The 2622-nt window shown below is 37.6% G+C and carries 2 protein-coding genes; both read left to right on the top strand.

Annotated elements, in window-relative coordinates:
- A partial coding sequence (locus tag K1X82_15410) for a T9SS type A sorting domain-containing protein (GenBank protein ID MBX7183499.1) occupies positions 1 to 1682 on the top strand: 1682 nt, incomplete at its 5' end.
- A gap of 661 nt (positions 1683 to 2343) precedes the next feature.
- Positions 2344 to 2622 (top strand): cupin domain-containing protein (locus K1X82_15405; GenBank protein ID MBX7183498.1); only part of this gene is annotated, 279 nt, incomplete at its 3' end.

The raw sequence follows: 2622 nt of genomic DNA, 5'->3' as shown, positions 1-2622 counted from the left end.
TGCTTAAATTTTTTTTATTAAAGAATAAATTTCACTACTCTAAACAACCAACTATGAAAAGGGTCATTATTTTTCTTATGTGTTTTTGTACTACTCAAAAACTTTTATCTCAGGCCACATGGACTCAAAAATCCAATTATGGCGGAGGAGCAATTGGTTATGGAGCTGGTTTTTCGATAGGGAATAATGGATATATCACAACGGGGGATAATCAAAACACTGAATTATGGGAATGGAATCAAACAAGCAATCAATGGAGTCAAAAGGCATCTTTTCCAGGTGGCCCTAGGGTTACAGCTATTGCATTCTCAATTGGCACTAAAGGGTATGTGGGAACCGGATATAATGCAGGAATGTACTTCCAAGATTTTTGGGAATATGATCCTTCAAATAATCTTTGGACGCAAAAGGCGAGTCTGCCGGGGCCGGCTAGATGTGAAGCGGTTGGATTTTCAATTGGCAACAAGGGTTATATCGCTACAGGTAAAAATGGGTTAAGTAGTTTCCAGGATTTATGGGAATACGATCCTGTCAATGATACTTGGACTCAAAAATTAGATTTCCCGGGGACTGCACGCTACGGAGCTGTTGGTTTTTCCATATTATCTAAAGGTTACGTTGGAACAGGTTATGACGGAATAGATCAAACAGATTTTTGGGAATACGACCCTGCAAGCAATTCATGGAATCAAAAAAATAGCTTTGGAGGATCTGCAAGAGATCTTGCGACCGGATTTTCTGTTGGAAACATGGGTTACCTTGGCGCCGGAGCTCATATAGGGGTTAACTACCAAGATTTTTGGGAATTTAATCCTTTGCAAAATACCTGGACACAAATTACATTGTTTCCAGGTCTCGCAAGGAATGGGGCTGTTGGTTTTTCCATTGGTGGTTATGGTTACCTGGGAACAGGCTGGGATAGTCCAAATTTGTTACAAGATTTCTGGGAACTCGGACCGGACACTTTAATGATCAATCGGCCTGAAGCAAATTTCATTTCAAGTGATTCAGTTTTTTGCAATTCTACATGTATTGATTTTATGGATCTATCTTCAAACAACCCACTTACATGGTCTTGGAGTTTTAGCGGAGGATCCCCCCCGACTTCTACAGATCAAAATCCAACTAATATTTGTTTTTCTACACCTGGTCAATTTGACGTCACCTTAATTGTTACAAATACCTACGGAACTGATACAATTGAAAAACCAAATTTCATTCGAATAGCAGTACCACAAGTGCCCATTATCACTAGGTCATTTGACACTTTACAATGCTCCTCAGCCTACTCCTATCAGTGGTTATTTTATGGTGATAGTATTCAAGGTGCTACTGATCAAAATTTAATAACTATGATAGATGGGTTATATTCAGTAATAACAGTTGACTCCAATGGATGCGAGGCGACTTCTGCGGTCTTCGATTTCTCAACTCAAATCAAGGAATTGACTCAAGACTTTTCTATCACACCTAATCCTGTTAGTAATGTCCTTCAAATTTCTTCAAACACAAAAAATGTAACGTTAGTTTCATTTAGAATAGTATCTGCATTTGGAATTGTAAGCAAAACAGGATTCTTAGAGAATTCTCAGATTGACGTTTCAGATTTATCTTCCGGTGTGTATTATTTACTAATAATGACAAAAAAAAACAATACAAGTCTAAAATTCATCAAACAATAAAGACTCAACCTTATAAGTGAAAAGATAACACCGCTCCAAAAGAATTCCCAATTTCTTTGCTATTGAATAGTGCGGCTTTAGTCCGCCATTAAAGGCTCATCTTGCCGGAAGATAGAGAAAGTATACGTTGCGGAGAAATAGACTTTTTACGTTAATAGTGGACCCGATTGTTTCTAGTTGTTGTCAGTGGCGTCAAGAATTCAATCCCCAACTTGTAAAGTCAATTCCCGTCGGAATCATACTACAGCCTATGGATCCATTGGACAGAAGTAATGACGCTTAAGATTCCATCGAGAATAGCAAAGTCTTATGGGGGATTGGGGTATTAGGTTAATGGATTTTTAAAGGAGATTGCTGTCCCTGTTTGGAAGGTTGAATGAAGCTTAGTATATTTCAGAAAGAAATTTAAGGTTTTGAGCGTGATTTTGGTTGTAGACTTTTTCGATTTTCTGAATTTAAGTAGAAAGTCTTTGGATGGATTTATTTTCCTGAACAAGATTACGCTTCGTAAAGCCGGTAAATTTGGTACATAAGTGATAGTGCTTCGCAAATACAAAGGTTATGCGTCATGCTAAGCGGCAGTGCTAACTTGAAACTGATTGCAAGAAATGAACAGACAAAACAATTCAAAATTAAAATTTAACTGCAAAAATTACACAACATGAAGGTTGATATTCTAAGAGAAATTCCCTGGTTTGGCGGCAACTATTTTCACCCAAAGTATTTTGACGATACTGTTTTTAAAATGGAAAGTTGTCTTCGTGCTGGTAAATCTGTTCCTGCACATTACCACAAATATTTTGATGAGTATTGGTTAGTTAAGCAAGGTAATCCAACATTTGTTGTTGGTAAAGAAAAACACAAGCGCATACCCGGTGAAACATTTACCGCACCGATGAATGTAACTCATGCACTTATCAATGACGGCAATGAAGATGTA

Source organism: Bacteroidia bacterium, from assembly GCA_019695265.1.
In the GTDB taxonomy this organism is placed as follows: Bacteria; Bacteroidota; Bacteroidia; order JAIBAJ01; family JAIBAJ01; genus JAIBAJ01.
The sequence above is the reverse complement of the archived record's forward strand: the minus strand, read 5'-3'. Positions and strand labels throughout refer to the sequence as shown.